At 37.2% G+C, this 14,110-nt stretch carries 14 protein-coding genes and 1 riboswitch; of the genes, 12 read left to right on the top strand and 2 right to left on the bottom strand.

Features of this window, described 5'->3' with window-relative positions; genetic code table 11:
* Positions 1–345 precede the first annotated feature (345 nt).
* The 12 genes from QRN68_RS20850 (at position 346) to QRN68_RS20795 (ending at position 13,436) form a co-directional block, all read left to right on the top strand.
* Entirely contained in the window at positions 346–702 is a 357-nt protein-coding gene (locus QRN68_RS20850; protein WP_285398926.1) for an arsenate reductase family protein, read from the top strand.
* A 100-nt stretch (positions 703–802) separates the two neighbouring features.
* On the top strand, positions 803–1,183 hold the full coding sequence (gcvH, locus tag QRN68_RS20845) for a glycine cleavage system protein GcvH (RefSeq protein WP_068985362.1): 381 nt from the start codon (positions 803–805) through the stop codon (positions 1,181–1,183).
* Positions 1,184–1,363: 180 nt separating this feature from the next.
* Positions 1,364–1,705 (top strand): toprim domain-containing protein, encoded by a 342-nt coding sequence (locus tag QRN68_RS20840; RefSeq protein WP_285398925.1) that lies wholly within the window; start codon positions 1,364–1,366, stop codon positions 1,703–1,705.
* Between the two features lie 14 nt (positions 1,706–1,719).
* On the top strand, positions 1,720–2,022 hold the full coding sequence (locus QRN68_RS20835; RefSeq protein WP_285398923.1) for a thioredoxin family protein: 303 nt from the start codon (positions 1,720–1,722) through the stop codon (positions 2,020–2,022).
* A 62-nt stretch (positions 2,023–2,084) separates the two neighbouring features.
* A riboswitch (SAM riboswitch) is annotated at positions 2,085–2,188 on the top strand.
* A gap of 109 nt (positions 2,189–2,297) precedes the next feature.
* A complete protein-coding gene (locus QRN68_RS20830; protein ID WP_285398921.1) occupies positions 2,298–3,326 on the top strand; it encodes a methionine ABC transporter ATP-binding protein in 1,029 nt (342 codons plus the stop codon).
* Complete coding sequence (locus tag QRN68_RS20825) at positions 3,316–3,984, top strand: methionine ABC transporter permease (protein WP_285398919.1); 669 nt, start codon at positions 3,316–3,318, stop codon at positions 3,982–3,984. Before QRN68_RS20830 ends, QRN68_RS20825 begins: the two co-directional genes overlap by 11 nt.
* Before the next feature lie 66 nt (positions 3,985–4,050).
* On the top strand, positions 4,051–4,902 hold the full coding sequence (locus QRN68_RS20820) for a MetQ/NlpA family ABC transporter substrate-binding protein (protein WP_285398918.1): 852 nt from the start codon (positions 4,051–4,053) through the stop codon (positions 4,900–4,902).
* A gap of 447 nt (positions 4,903–5,349) precedes the next feature.
* The gene (locus QRN68_RS20815; protein WP_285398917.1) at positions 5,350–6,234 is read left to right on the top strand and encodes a response regulator; all 885 of its coding nucleotides are present in this window, start codon (positions 5,350–5,352) and stop codon (positions 6,232–6,234) included.
* On the top strand, positions 6,231–7,277 hold the full coding sequence (locus QRN68_RS20810) for a HEAT repeat domain-containing protein (RefSeq protein WP_285398916.1): 1,047 nt from the start codon (positions 6,231–6,233) through the stop codon (positions 7,275–7,277). Before QRN68_RS20815 ends, QRN68_RS20810 begins: the two co-directional genes overlap by 4 nt.
* On the top strand, positions 7,274–8,698 hold the full coding sequence (locus tag QRN68_RS20805) for a glycosyltransferase family 2 protein (protein WP_285398915.1): 1,425 nt from the start codon (positions 7,274–7,276) through the stop codon (positions 8,696–8,698). Before QRN68_RS20810 ends, QRN68_RS20805 begins: the two co-directional genes overlap by 4 nt.
* On the top strand, positions 8,695–11,874 hold the full coding sequence (locus QRN68_RS20800) for a hypothetical protein (protein ID WP_285398913.1): 3,180 nt from the start codon (positions 8,695–8,697) through the stop codon (positions 11,872–11,874). The genes QRN68_RS20805 and QRN68_RS20800 overlap by 4 nt, the downstream gene beginning before the upstream one ends.
* 398 nt (positions 11,875–12,272) lie before the next feature.
* Entirely contained in the window at positions 12,273–13,436 is a 1,164-nt protein-coding gene (locus QRN68_RS20795; protein ID WP_285398912.1) for a dicarboxylate/amino acid:cation symporter, read from the top strand.
* Positions 13,437–13,442: 6 nt separating this feature from the next.
* Here QRN68_RS20795 and QRN68_RS20790 read toward each other — a convergent pair whose 3' ends face one another.
* Together QRN68_RS20790 and QRN68_RS20785 are read right to left on the bottom strand one after the other, a co-directional pair.
* Entirely contained in the window at positions 13,443–13,727 is a 285-nt protein-coding gene (locus tag QRN68_RS20790) for a hypothetical protein (RefSeq protein WP_285398911.1), read from the bottom strand.
* A gap of 20 nt (positions 13,728–13,747) precedes the next feature.
* Entirely contained in the window at positions 13,748–13,936 is a 189-nt protein-coding gene (locus QRN68_RS20785) for a hypothetical protein (protein WP_285398909.1), read from the bottom strand.
* Between the last annotated feature and the right edge of the window lie 174 nt (positions 13,937–14,110).

The following is a 14,110-nucleotide window of genomic DNA, read 5'->3' as shown; positions in this document are numbered from 1 at the left end:
GCTGACGCTGCGCTTTCGCACAGACAAAACCATGTTGTAGCTGACGCTGCGCTTTCGCACAGACAAAACCATGTTGTAGCTGACGCTGCGCTTTCGCACGGACAAAACTATGTTGTTGCGACATGTAAGAAAATACGCGCTACATCGATTGATTGATTTCCGTTCCAGCTGGACGCCCCAACAGGAAAGCCCTCAGCCGGAACGGAAATCAACCCCACGCTATGGAAGTGATGAGCTATTAATTGTTTCATTTTGGTTCGTAACGGTTATGATGGTATACTACAGACAAATGAGGGAGACGCTGAAAATTTAGCGCCCTGAAAACGATAGTAGAGGAGCCTTTAAATGACGATTCAATTTATTCATTATCCGAAATGTACTACTTGTAAAAAAGCTCAAAAATGGCTAGATGAAAATGAGATTTCATATGAAGAGGTACACATTGTCGAACAACCGCCTACAAAGGACGAATTAACAAGCTTATGGCAAGCGAGTGGGTTGCCATTAAAGAAATTTTTCAATACTTCTGGTATGAAATATCGTGAGCTTGGTTTGAAGGATAAGCTAGCTGAAATGCCTGAGGAGGAGCAGCTTGAACTGCTTGCTTCAGATGGTATGTTGATTAAACGACCGGTCGTAACAGATGGAAAAAAAGTTACTTTAGGGTTTAAAGAATCAGATTTTGAGCAAGCTTGGAAATAACCGCTTTTAACTTCTTTCAGTATAATTGATTCTTGTTTTTATGGTAGAAGTATGGCACACTGAAGATGAATATATTACATATTTATGGAGGGGTTTTTGCATGAGCACACCAAAAGACTTACGTTACTCTGAAGAGCATGAATGGGTAAAATTAGAAGATGGTAAAGTACGTATCGGTATTTCTCACTTCGCACAATCTGAACTTGGAGATATCGTTTTCGTTGAGCTTCCACAAGTTGGCGACGAAATCAAAACAGATGATCCATTCGGTAGTGTAGAATCTGTAAAAACAGTTTCTGAATTATACGCACCAATCTCAGGTACAGTAGTTGAAGTAAATGCAGATTTAGAAGATAGCCCAGAATTCGTTAATGAATCACCATATGAAAAAGCATGGATGATCGTTGTAGAGCCTGCTGATGCATCAGAAGTTGAAAAACTTATGACAGCTGAGCAATACGAAGAAATGATTGCTGAATAAGACAAGCCCTAATAAAAAAACGTCGGAAATCACCGGCGTTTTTTATTATCTTCATTCCTTCCACCACGTTGGGGAGAAGAATGCAGTTGAAGTCCCTTATCAATGGGTGTCTTATATGATCATCGACAGAGTGTTATGGATATAATGAGCATAAGGGATATGTCTAATGGGGGTGGCGTGATGTTCGAGGGAAAATGCTTAATTGTCGAAGGGCGTTCGGATAAACTTCAAATTAAACCTATTTTAAGTGAAGATGTTATAATCCTTTGTACGAATGGTACAATTGGAGTTCATCAATTAGAAGAGTTACTGGATCCATATGAGGGCTGTGAGCTTTATACATTCTTTGATGCAGATACATCGGGTGATAAGCTACGGGCATTAATGGACAGACATTATCCAGAGGCTGAGCATTTACGTACGATGCCGACATATAAGGAAGTTGAGACAACTCCGAGAAAGGTGTTAGCGATGATATTGCTTCGTGCACACTTCTCAATCCATAATAAATATATTTTGTAAGGTTGCGTGAAAAGATGGAAGAATGGTCAAAAGAGCAGTGGGACACGGCTGTACAGTCCGGTGAAAAGGCTGCCTTTTATTTATATACACCTATGTGTGGAACGTGTGCAGTTGCCTCGAAAATGATGACGATTGTCGAGCAATTACTACCACATTTACAGGTTGGTAAAGCGAATATTAATTTTATAGAGCACATAGCTTTTGATAATAAAATCGAAAGTGTACCATGTTTACTCGTTTGTGATGGCAAAAAAGTGATAGAAAAGGTTTATGCCTTTCAATCCGTACCATTTTTATACGAATTATTAAAAAAATAAATTGACGGAGCTTTACTCGCGTGGTAAAGTACGAATATATTAAAAAATATAAATATATCGAACTCTTATAAAGAGTGGCGGAGGGAAGTGCCCTATGAAGCCCGGCAACCATCACAAAGTGAAAAGGTGCCAAATCACCCAAAGATTTATCTTTGACAGATGAGAGAACGGTTTAGCGTATAAGTTACGTGACCCCTTCTACTTGTCTATAAAGTGAAGGGGTTTTTTTACTTCCTTCAGCGGGTGACACGGATATGAGAAAAGGAGAATTCGCTATGATCCAGCTGCAAAATATTACGAAGAAATACAAAACTGCGAATGGCGAATTAACAGCAGTCAAAGACGTCAACCTTTCTATTAACAAAGGTGAAATTTTTGGCATTATCGGCTATAGTGGCGCTGGTAAAAGTACGATGATTCGCTTATTAAACGGTTTAGAAAAACCTACATCTGGTACGGTGACGGTTAACAATCAAGAATTTTCATCTATAAAGGGGCAAAAGCTCAGAGATGCTAGACAAAAGGTCAGTATGATTTTCCAGCATTTTAATTTACTTTGGTCTAGAACTGTTGAGGAAAATATCGCTTTCCCACTAGAAATCGCAGGTGTTCCAAAGGCACAACGTGAAGCGCGAGTGAATGAATTGATCACACTTGTTGGCTTAGGGGGGCGCGCTAAGGCGTATCCATCACAGCTATCAGGGGGACAAAAGCAACGTGTAGGTATCGCTCGCGCCCTTGCTAATAATCCAGAGGTATTGTTATGTGATGAGGCAACATCTGCACTCGATCCGGAGACAACAGATGCTATCCTTGATCTTCTAGTCGATATTAATGAACGATTAGGTCTAACGATCGTATTAATTACACATGAAATGCACGTTATTCGCAAAATTTGTCATCGTGTAGCGGTTATGGAAGCTGGAGAAATTGTAGAACGTGGTGAAGTATTACAAGTATTCCAAGCTCCACAAGCGGTCATTACGAAAAAATTCGTTTCTCAAATTACAGATACGAAAGAAACACAGGAAACAGTGGCACAAATTAAAGCAAATTACCCTACTGGACAACTTGTCAAACTAGTTTTTGTAGGTGAAAAAACAGAGCAACCTGTAATTTCACATCTTGTGAAACAGTTTGATGTGGAAGTAAGCATTGTACATGGTAATATTTCGCAAACGAAAAATGGTGCGTACGGCACACTTATTGTGCAAATAGACGGCTCGAAGGCGAATATTGCGGATGCACTTAACTACTTAAATACAGTCGAAGTACAAACGGAGGTGATTGCAAATGCTAACTAGTCTCTTTCCGAATGTCGACTGGGAAAAAATGTGGGAAGCTACGTATCAAACATTGTACATGACAACGATCTCTACAGTGATCACATTTATTCTTGGATTAGCGATTGGGATCTTATTATTTTTATCAAGTCCAAACCAACTATGGGCGAATAAAATTGTTAACTTTTTAACAAGTTCGATTGTTAACATTTTCCGTTCGATCCCATTTATCGTATTAATCATTTTATTAATCCCATTTACGAAATTTTTACTTGGCACAATTCGCGGAGCAAACGCAGCTTTACCAGCATTAATTATTGGTGCTGCACCATTCTATGCACGAATGGTATTAATTGCATTACGTGAAATTGATAAGGGTGTTATTGAAGCAGCTCGTTCAATGGGCGCTAAAACGTCAACGATTATTTGGAAAGTATTAATTCCCGAATCGTTACCAGCACTTATTTCAGGTATTACAGTTACTGCCGTAGCACTTGTTGGCTATACTGCGATGGCAGGAATTATCGGTGCAGGCGGTCTAGGGGATGCAGCTTACTTAGACGGTTTCCAACGTAATCACCCAGATGTGACATTAATGGCGACTATTTTAATCTTAGTAGTTGTATTTATCATCCAATGGATTGGCGATATGATTACAACTAAAACCGATAAACGTTAAAATTACAGGGTTATTTTGGTTTTATACCATTAACATATTTAAACGAGATAAAAGGAGTGTAATACAATGAAGAAATTATTAGCAGGATTATTCTTATCAGTACTTGTACTAGCTTTAGCTGCTTGTGGTGCTGGTAAAAAAGAAGATACAAGCTCATCATCTGGTGATAAATCAGATAGTAAAGAAAACGTAACATTAACAGTAGGTGCTTCTAATGTACCACACGCGGTTATTCTAGAAAAAGCAAAACCGATTTTAGCTAAAGAAGGTATTGATCTTAAAATTGAAACATATCAAGACTATGTATTACCGAACCAACATTTAGAATCAGGTGAACTTGATGCAAACTATTTCCAACACCTACCTTTCTTAGAGCTTAGCATGAAAGAAAATGGCTATGACTTTGTAAATGCTGGTGCCATTCACATTGAACCAATCGGAATCTACTCTAAAAAATATAAATCACTTGAGGATCTACCAGAGGGTGCAACAATTTTACTTTCTAACTCTGTTTCAGACCACGGGCGTATGCTTTCATTATTAGAAGCTAAGGGCTTAATTAAACTTAAGGATGGCGTAGATAAAACAGCTGCTGAACTTAAAGATATCGAAGAAAATCCTAAAAACTTCAAATTCGACGCAAATACAGCTCCTGAAATGCTTGTACAAATGTATGAAAATAATGAAGGTGATGCAGTCCTTATCAATTCTAACTACGCAATCGACAACGGACTAAATCCAATGGAAGATTCTATTTCTCTTGAAGATAAAGAATCTCCATATGTAAACATTATTGCTGTACGTGCTGGTGATGAAACAAAACCAGAAATTAAAAAGTTAGTAGAAGTATTAAAATCTAAAGAAATCCAAGACTTCATCGTTGAAAAATGGAAAGGCTCAGTTGTTCCAGTTAAATAATTTTATCAAAAGGGTATGTAAGTATTAAAGCTTACATGCCCTTTTTTGCATAAAAAAGATCAGAAAAATATAACTTTTAATCGAAAGTAATCTTCTTCTGTAGTTTGTGGCAAAATTATAATATATTTTAAGTTACCATATTTTTTATATAGCATATGTTCAGTGATCTTTATTACTATAGTTGTTGTGTATATAGATTAAAAAATTATAGGGGAATAATGAATCGGTACTAAAGACTGTTCTTGATTTAAAAAATTGTTGGTATGAAAGCTCATGGAGCAGAGGAAGGTGAGTGCACCTTTGATTTGCCTTCAGGTTCTTACGAGCATAACGGAGGCGAAATCGAATGACCTCTCCCAAAGTGGAATGTATACTCAATTTTGATGAAGGGCCAAAATAATAAAAGACAATGAAATATATATTTTACATCAACTGGAGTGATAACAAATGAATAAATTAATCATTGCAGAAGACATCTTACAAGAGCATGAAGTGAAGGGTTATTTTGAAATTTTACGTGAGAGTGTTATTCGCTCGCGTTTAACAATGACTGCTGTCTTTTTTAAATTAGCTAATTCCTCACAAGGAACTGATATAGAACGTAATCAAGTGAAGAATCAAATTTCAGCTTTTTTAAAATCAAAAATACGAAAAACAGATTTACTTTTCCAATTAGCAGACGGAGTACATTGGGGAATATTTTTTCTACAAAGTAGTGATGTGGAGGCAAAGGCATTTTTAAAACGGATTTTTGCGATTTTAAAGCAAGAAAGGGAATTTAAGCAAATAGCCTTGAAGGCCTCAATTGCTGAAATAAGAAATAACAATGTTAGCTTTGAAGCTTTGTTAGATTCAAATAAGCAGAAACTAGCAAATGAGGATCAGCCTACTTGGTCAATAGAACAGGTTACAGATTATAGTGTACAACCAACGGAGCAAGTAAAGGTAAGTATTATTGAACAAAATGCAATCTTTAGAAAAGTACTGGAAACGACGCTCAATCACTTAGACATCCCTCATTTTACTTTAGAAGTGTCGACCTATGAAGATGGCTATAGTTTTTTACAGTCCGATAGCTATAAAACGGGCCATATGCATTTAATTGTGATGAACGATATTTTACCACGTAAAAACGGCTTAGAGATATTGCATATTTTGCGCAACATGCCAAATGAGAAAAAATTCATTATTTATATGATGTCGGAACGAAATTCAGAAGGAGCGACACTTAATGCGTATGAAGGTGGCGTCGATGAATATATCGTCAAACCATTTAATTTGCGTTTGCTAGAAGCGAAAATTAAGCGAACTTTTGCGAGGTTTTGGCTATGATGAAGCTGTCGATTTCTTTTCTTTTAGCAGTAATCGTCGTTTTATTAGTAATCCTATTTTTATTTACGATGTATTTACTTTTTCAGCGCCAGCGGGAAATTCGTTTTGAAAAAACTCGTGATACTTATTTACAAAACTATTCACAGCACTGGTACAACTATTTAATCAACGATGAGATTTTTTCTATAGTGCTTGTCCCTCGTGGGAGTGCTCAAGTAGCAGCTATTGAAATGATTTTTTCATCATATTTAAAAAATATTATGAATGTAAAAGTTAACCATAAAATAAAAGAATTTTCTAATCTCTATTTAAAAAAGTTTTATGAAAAGGATCTATCAAGTAAACGATGGAGCATTAGGATGAATGCTTTATATCGCATTGCGGATTTACGGATTGAGGAGCTACTAGATACTTGCCAACAGTTTGAGAAAACAAAAATTTCGGAGGAGGAATTTTTTCAGCTATTAAAAATATACTCTCTCTTCCAACCAGAATTGTTTATCGAAAAAATTAAAGAACCAGAAGTTAATTATTCAGAAAGCGAATATAGAAGATTATTTGTATTGTTAGAGGATGACGTATTTATTCGATTATTTGAAGACTTTGATAGCTGGACAAAGAATATTCAATTTGCTGCAATTGATACTGCGGCTGTCAAAAGAAATATGCAATATATCGATAAGTTAAAACAGCTATTAACACATGAGTTTCCAGAAATAAAAATAAGAGCATTGAAGGGGCTTTATGAAATTGGTGTAATTGATGAAATCGATCCTTATGTTCCATTTGTGACATCAGATATGTGGGAAGCAAGATTAATGGTTGCAAAAATCTTTAACCATGCGCCACTAAATTATACCTATACTTATTTAGAACAGCTCCTACAGGATGAAAATTGGTGGGTACGTTCACAGGCAGCTAAAACAATCGCTGAAGATCGAGAAGGAATTGTAAAATTACAGCAATTTATGGAGTCCTCAAATGACCAATATGCAATAGAAATGGCACAGGAAACAGTAGTGAGAAAGCAGGGGAACAAATGAAAGTATTTTTAGATTATTGTATGTGGTTCTTTGGCGGCGTTATTCTGTTTTATATGCTATTCGTTATTGTTTCATATTGTACAATGCTTGTTATTGCTATGCTAGATTTGCGAAAACGCTATAAATTAGATCCCTCAGAATATGATGATGCACATATAGATGCCTTCTATTCAAAGCCAGTATCCTTACTTGTCCCTGCTTACAATGAAGAGATAGGCGTTGTTGATACAGTCTATTCATTGTTGAATTTACGCTATCCGCAAACTGAAATTATTATCATCAATGATGGTTCTACGGATCATACACTTCAAACCGTCATCGAGCATTTCCAAATGAAGCCTGTTGATAAAATTATTCGTACAAATATCCCTACAAAACAGATTAGACGAATTTATGAATCTGAAATATATAAGAATTGTATTTTAGTAGATAAAGAAAATGGTGGTAAGGCTGATGCGTTAAATGTAGGTATTAATGTTTCTCAATATCCTTATTTTTGCTCGATTGATGGGGATTCAATTTTAGATGAAAAGTCATTGCTTCGTGTGATGAAGCCGATTATTTTATCTGATGGTGAAGTGATTGCGGCAGGAGGAAATATTCGAATTGCCAATGGGGCAAAAATGCAGCTTGGTTCCGTTACGGAAACGCACCTACCAAATAATTACTTAGTAATCATGCAAGTAATAGAATATTTACGAGCGTTTTTAATGGGGCGAATAGCTTTAAGTAAATTTAATCTTGTCCTTATTATTTCGGGAGCATTTAGTGTGTTTTCGAAAAAATGGGCTGTGGAAGCGGGCGGTTATTCAACGAATATTATTGGAGAAGACATGGAGCTTGTCGTAAATATTCACCGTTTGATAAAAGAGAAAAAAGAAAAAAAACGCATTGAATTTGTACCAGACCCTGTATGTTGGACCGAAGCACCTCAGACGTTAGGGGTGTTACGTAATCAACGTAGACGCTGGCATCAAGGATTGTTTGAAAGCCTCTGGAAGCATAAAAAGATGACGTTGAACCCTAAATATGGCTTGCTAGGATTCATCTCATTTCCATACTTTTGGCTTGTAGAATGTCTTGGACCAATTGTTGAGCTAGGTGGTTATATTTATATCGTTGTAGCATTTTTCTTAGGGAAAATCTATTATGAAATAGCAATCTTGCTATTACTACTCTTCGTCATTTATGGTGTTATTTTTTCAATAGCATCTGTATTGTTCGAGGCATGGGCCCTGAATACTTATCCAAAAAAGAGAGAGCTACTACGAATGATACTGTTATCGTTTACAGAAATTTTTTGGTATCGACCACTCACTCTTTTATGGCGCTGTGAGGGATTAATTCGGTTTGTGCTAAGAAAAAGCGATTGGGGTAATATGAAGCGTGTCGGCATCGCTGAAAAGGAGAAAAATGTATGAAGCGAATATATATAGGGATTATAGCCATTCTAGTTCTTATTATCACGCCTATAGCATGGTGGTATTTGAGCGATGAAAAACCGCTGAACGTTGCGATACTAGATAAAACGGTTCCGAATGAAACATATCGGGAGCATTTAGGCGTGGATTGGTTTTTAAATCATTATAAATACACGATGGATCATCAACCATATGATGTACAAAAAAATTACTATGGTACGATTCCAAACGATGAAACGAAAAGTGTGTCAGAAAAAAAGTTTCCAACTGACTATAGTAATTATGATGTTATTTATTTGGCCGATACGTATGGTGTTTATAAGGATGATTTAAATGAAGAAAAGCGTCTAGGTAAACGCTCAGAAAAAATTGTTGGTGGCTTAGAAATGGATGAATGGCAGTCCATAGTAGCCCGTTTAGCAAGCAACAAGAAAAGTATGTTAATAGCTGAATTCAATACATTTGCCTCACCAACATCAGAGGCAGTTAGAAAAGAGCTACAGGATTATTTAGGAATTTCATGGTCTGGATGGATTGGGCGTTATTTTGATGAGCTTGATTATCATAAAAATTCAGAAATTCCACAATGGGTCGTAGATGAACATGGTGATAATTGGCCGTATGAGGGTGGAGGCTTTCTTCTATTTAATGAAATTACAGAAAAGCTCATTGTGCTAGAAATGGACAAGCATGTAAAGACAGAAGGTATTGAGGTGCAATTTACTGAAGAAGGGAAAAAATTCTTTAATACCTCAGCTAGTGCCAAGTATGGCTATTGGTTTGATATTATTACACCTAAATATGCCGAGGATGCTCTCGCTAATTATAAATGGGACTTAACAAAAGAAGGGGCAAAATTATTAGAGGAAAACGATATTCCACAGCAATTTGCGGCTATCGTTTCACAGGATAAACGCAATACGACAAGCTATTATTTTGCTGGAGACTTTAATGATGTGTCGCGTGTTCCAACCTTCTATAAACTAAAGGGTTTACCGACCATCTATAAATACGCAGAGAAGTATGCAGACAGTTCATTTTATTGGTCGATTTATATACCAGTAATGAATAAAATTTTTGAAACGTTTGAGCAAAAAGAGGTTCAAGAAAACGTTAATCATGAAAAATTAAATTATAATGCACGTGTTCAAGGTGAGTCGTTTGAAATCTTACGTGATGGAAAATGGGAGCCAATCGTATTTAAGGGCGTTAATATCGGCATGGGGAAACCAGGAGCATTCCCTGGTGAGGCCGCTATTACGGAAGAAGAGTACTATCGATGGTTTAATCAAATTGCTGAGATGAATGCCAATACGATTCGTGTATATACATTACACCCACCAGGTTTTTACCGGGCACTTGCTAAATACAATGAAGAAAACCCAGATAAACCACTGTATATATTGCATGGTGTGTGGATTAATGAAGAAGGCTTGGCTAATTCACTAGATGCCTACGATGAAGCGACCTTGAAAGATTTTCAACTTGAAATGAAACGAATGGTAGATGTTATCCACGGGAATACTTATGTGAAGCCAGTACCAGGACACGCCTCTGGATTATACGACGTTGATGTTTCGAAATATGTGATTGGCTGGGTGCTTGGCATTGAATGGTATCCGCATATGGTGGTCGGTACGAATGAGAAACACGCTAATATAGGCGAATACAATGGGACGTATTTTGAAACAAAGAATGCTTCACCATTCGAGCATTGGTTAGCAGAGCAGATGGACCTTATTACTGTTTACGAGAAGGACAAATACAATTGGATGCGCCCAATGAGTTTCACCAACTGGGTAACAACGGACATATTAGACCATCCGTCTGAACCTTCTGAGGATGAAGATTTGGTAGGGGTAAATCCTAATGTTATCTATACGAAGGGTGAAATGCAGGCACCAGGTCAATTTGCTTCCTATCATGTTTATCCATATTATCCTGACTTCTTTAACTTCGATCAAAAATATTTAAATTATAAAGATTTCCGGGGCAATAAAAATAGTTATGCAGGATATTTAAAAGACTTACATGCAGCTCATCGTATGCCAGTTCTTATTGCAGAATTTGGAATACCAGCAGCGCGCGGTATGACACATGAAAATGTTTACGGCTGGAATCAGGGACATATGTCTGAACAAGAACAAGGTGAAACACTACAACATTTATTTGAAGATATTATGCATGAAGGCTTGATGGGAGGTCTTGTCTTTACATGGCAAGACGAGTGGTTTAAGCGAACGTGGAATACGATGGATTATGATGATCCAAACCGTCGACCGTTTTGGTCCAATGCACAAACGAATGAACAGCAATTTGGTTTACTAAGCTTTGATAGATTTAAAGTAAAAGTAGACGGCAATACAGAGGAGTGGAAAGGTACGCAAATGTATGATACCTCACCTTCTGATTCAACAGATTTTGCTGTCGATTATGATGAAAAATATTTGTATTTAAAATTAAAAAGTGATGTTTTAGAAAAAGCTTCACCTCGCATTTTACTTGATGTAGTACCAAATCAAGGTAATACTTCGGCGACATCAATAAAAGATATGACGTTTTCAAATGGTATAGATTTTATGGTGGAATTAAATAAAAATGGAGACTCACGAGTTGTCATTGATGAATACTATGATTTCTATGATTATTTTTACGGTCATAATTTAAATATGATTCCGCCGCGTATGGCAGTTCCCACAATAAATAGTGGTAAGTTTGCACCGATTAACTATGTGTTAAATAAACAGCTATTCTTACCAGAGCAAAACATTACTACCGACTTTAGTTATTATGAAACAGGGAAACTGCTTCAAGGAAATGCCAACCCGGAGTCAAAAGATTATAATTCGTTAGTAGACTATACGTGGACAGAGGATAATGTTATTGAGCTGCGAATCCCTTGGCTACTAATTCAAGCAAAAGATCCTAGTCAACGTGAGTTTATGGGGGATTTATATAAAGATGGAAAGTCTGCTTCAACTAAAGTAGATAATATTTATATTGGTGCTGTATTTGTAGATAAAGAGGGCAAGGTTGTAAAATCTTTACCAGAGACAAACAGCCATGTCTTACCTGCACTCTCAGCGTATTCTTGGGGAAAATGGCAAACTCCTATGCATGAAGAACGTTTAAAACAATCATATTATATTTTACAAAAGCTATTTAAAGAGTATTAATGGAAGCTTAGGATAGGTGATTTTATTGCCTATTCTAAGCTTTTTTTGGTTCATCATCAAAAGTTGTGGATGACATTATAGGTTGATCTTCCTCCTTGGGATTAGCGTCACGGATGAGACCATGGCGCGAGCAAATAGAGGAACGAAGGCTAAAAGCATCACGTCCTGTGATAACGCCTTCGTGACCAACATCCTTTTGGGCCGAGCAGTTCATCGGACGCTCCCAGTCGGAACGGAAATCAACCACATGTTATGATGATGAGCTATTCTATTTGAAAATAGAAAAATGTTTTACAATTCCGGCTATTTAACAAACTGTATATTCTCGCAACTGTTTATGATAAATTACTAATATTACATCGGAAAAAGACAGGTGTTTTTTTAAGGAGGACAATACAGTGAAACTTAAATTTGGTCTATTGGCAAAAATTATTGTCGCTATTTCATTGGCGGTAATACTTGGAAACTTTATGCCAGAGCCAGTTGTACGTATATTTGCAACATTTAATGGTTTATTCGGTAATTTTTTGAATTTTGTTGTACCACTTATTATTATTGCATTTATAGCTCCAGGCATTGCTCAGCTTGGAAAAGGCTCAGGAAAACTATTAGGTTTGGCAACATTCTTTGCTTATTTCTCAACAATCATTGCAGGTATACTCGCCTTTTTTGTAGCGCGAAATGTGTTGCCTAATTTCATTTCAAATGGTGCTATAGAAAGCATGAAAAACCCTGAGGAATTTTTAGCGCAGGCATTCTTTAAAGTTGACATGCCGCCAATAATGGATGTGATGGCGGCATTAATTTTTGCATTTATTGTAGGTATTGGTATGGCCGCTGTTCAAAGTGATGTTATGAAACGTGGCTTTGAAGAGTTTAATATTATTATTGAAAAATTGATTTCGTTTGTTATTATTCCACTTTTACCATTCCATATTTTCGGTATCTTCTTGAACATGACATTCGGTGGTCAAGTAGCAAAAATCTTATCCGTTTTCGCAATTGTATTCGTGCTAATAATTGTGATGCATTGGGTAATATTACTAGTGCAATATACAGCTGCGGGAATTTTAAATAAGAAAAATCCACTCATGTTGCTTCGAACTATGTTGCCTGCCTATTTCACAGCGTTAGGCACACAATCTTCAGCAGCAACGATTCCGGTGACGTTACAACAAGCAAAAAAAGCAGGAGCTTCAGAAAAAGTAGCGAATTTTACAGTCCCGCTGTTTGCCACTATTCATTTATCGGGTAGTACGATTACATTAGTGACATGTTCTTTAGGTGTCATGATGATGAACGGCATGGATATAAGCTTTGCACAATATATAGGCTTTATTTTTATGTTAGGTATTACAATGGTTGCCGCACCAGGTGTCCCAGGGGGAGCTGTCATGGCAGCAATTGGTTTATTAAAAACAATGCTTGGCTTCGACGAAACAATGGTTGCACTTATGATAGCATTGTACCTAGCGCAAGATAGCTTCGGTACAGCTACAAATGTAACTGGAGATGGTGCATTAGCCATGATTGTAGATCGTTTTAACAAAAAAACGAATTAGTAAATATCAGGTTAGGGATAGGGTTATCAGAGCGACGGATTGATTGCAAGTGGCGGAAGAATTGCTAGAGCGACGGATAGGATTATCAAAGCGACGGATAGAACCGCCAGAGAGACGGATAGAATTATCAAAGCGACGGAAAGAATGTCCAGCGACGGATAGGATCGTCAGAGTGACGGATAGAATCATCAAAGCGACGGAAAGAACAGCCAGAACGACGGATAGAATTATCAAAGCGACGGATAGAACAGCCAAAGCGACGGAAGAATGTCCAGCGACGGATAGGATCATCAAAGCGACGGAAAGAATAGTCAGAGCGACGGAAAGAATGTCCAGTGACGGATAGAATCGTCAAAGCGACGGAAAGAACAGCCAGAGCGACGGATAGAATTATCAAAGCGACGGAAAGAATGTCCAGCGACGGATAGAATCATCCAAGCGACGGATAGAATCATCAAAGCGACGGATAGAACAGCCAGAGTGACGGATAGATTTATCAAAGCGACGGAAAGAATGTCCAGTGACGGATAGAATCGCCAAAGTGACGGATAGAATTATCAAAGCGACGGAAAGAATGTCCAGCGACGGATAGAATCATCAAAGCGACGGATAGAACAGCCAGAGCGACGGATAGAATTATCAAAGCGACGGAAAGAATGTCCAGTGACGGATAG

The sequence above is a fragment of the Lysinibacillus sp. fls2-241-R2A-57 genome (assembly GCF_030209535.1).
In the GTDB taxonomy this organism is placed as follows: Bacteria; Bacillota; Bacilli; order Bacillales_A; family Planococcaceae; genus Lysinibacillus.
This window is presented reverse-complemented; position numbering and strand designations above follow the sequence as displayed.

Bases quoted from the DNA above. Each gene is read 5' to 3' on its own strand.
- QRN68_RS20850 (WP_285398926.1), top strand. From the start codon at position 346: ATGACGATTCAATTTATTCATTATCCGAAATGTACTACTTGTAAAAAA.
- gcvH (WP_068985362.1), top strand. From the start codon at position 803: ATGAGCACACCAAAAGACTTACGTTACTCTGAAGAGCATGAATGGGTA.
- QRN68_RS20840 (WP_285398925.1), top strand. From the start codon at position 1,364: ATGTTCGAGGGAAAATGCTTAATTGTCGAAGGGCGTTCGGATAAACTT.
- QRN68_RS20835 (WP_285398923.1), top strand. From the start codon at position 1,720: ATGGAAGAATGGTCAAAAGAGCAGTGGGACACGGCTGTACAGTCCGGT.
- QRN68_RS20830 (WP_285398921.1), top strand. From the start codon at position 2,298: ATGATCCAGCTGCAAAATATTACGAAGAAATACAAAACTGCGAATGGC.
- QRN68_RS20825 (WP_285398919.1), top strand. From the start codon at position 3,316: ATGCTAACTAGTCTCTTTCCGAATGTCGACTGGGAAAAAATGTGGGAA.
- QRN68_RS20820 (WP_285398918.1), top strand. From the start codon at position 4,051: ATGAAGAAATTATTAGCAGGATTATTCTTATCAGTACTTGTACTAGCT.
- QRN68_RS20815 (WP_285398917.1), top strand. From the start codon at position 5,350: ATGAATAAATTAATCATTGCAGAAGACATCTTACAAGAGCATGAAGTG.
- QRN68_RS20810 (WP_285398916.1), top strand. From the start codon at position 6,231: ATGATGAAGCTGTCGATTTCTTTTCTTTTAGCAGTAATCGTCGTTTTA.
- QRN68_RS20805 (WP_285398915.1), top strand. From the start codon at position 7,274: ATGAAAGTATTTTTAGATTATTGTATGTGGTTCTTTGGCGGCGTTATT.
- QRN68_RS20800 (WP_285398913.1), top strand. From the start codon at position 8,695: ATGAAGCGAATATATATAGGGATTATAGCCATTCTAGTTCTTATTATC.
- QRN68_RS20790 (WP_285398911.1), bottom strand. From the start codon at position 13,727: ATGATCCTATCCGTCGCTGGACATTCTTCCGTCGCTTTGGCTGTTCTA.